The organism is Sunxiuqinia sp. sy24 (assembly GCF_052677165.1).
Genome location: NZ_JBQYLH010000046.1, coordinates 1 through 709 on the forward strand (window position 1 = coordinate 1; position 709 = coordinate 709).

Sequence of the window (709 nt, forward strand, 5' to 3'; positions counted from 1 at the left end):
TCTACTCCCGGGTCTGTTTGATGAGAAAATTAAATATGATTCATCATCTGCAATGAATGGTGTCCAGTCGAAATACTTTGAATTAATCGAAGTTGAGAGAAGTCTTGGTTTTTCGTACCCTGAATCTCCTAGTTTTGAATAATAAATCCCCATGTTGTTTTCTACACTATCCGCAAACCCAACAAAATATATGGTGCCAGAATTTGTTATTGTAGGCGAAACTGCAAATCTTGTATACTCTGAAAACTTTAAACAATATGGCTCGTTCCAATTATTGTCAATTTTCTCACATATCCACAAATCATTAGTCAATTCATTTGGTTTGCTATTAACAATTGGTCTCTTAGAGTAAAAAAGTATCTTATTTGGATTAATCCAAATCGGTCCACCATCTGTAAATTCTCCAGAAAATTCAATTGTCATTGGCACAGAATCAGAGTTATAATTCAGAATCTTAATCTTCTGTTTGGGATTCTCAGGTTTTGGTCTTTCCCAAATCGACCAACAAATCAAATTATTGTCAATATTTATCGAAGGGCTGCTATGCTCTAAATTTGTTGTCGAAATGATACTTGGTAAGAAAACCAAAGAAGTATCAATTGGAGGTATTAAATCAATCTGTCCGAAAACAAAATTTGGTAGTAATGTCAATAATATTTTTAATCCAGTTTTCATGTTAGTACTGTCGTTACAAATTGCTGGCAACGTT

1 protein-coding gene is annotated in these 709 nt (G+C 33.3%); it reads right to left on the reverse strand.

Going from position 1 to position 709, the window contains the following annotated elements; genetic code table 11:
* On the reverse strand, window positions 1–675 hold a 675-nt coding region (locus ACUNWA_RS19020; protein ID WP_445593511.1), incomplete at its 3' end, for a hypothetical protein.
* Between the last annotated feature and the right edge of the window lie 34 nt (window positions 676–709).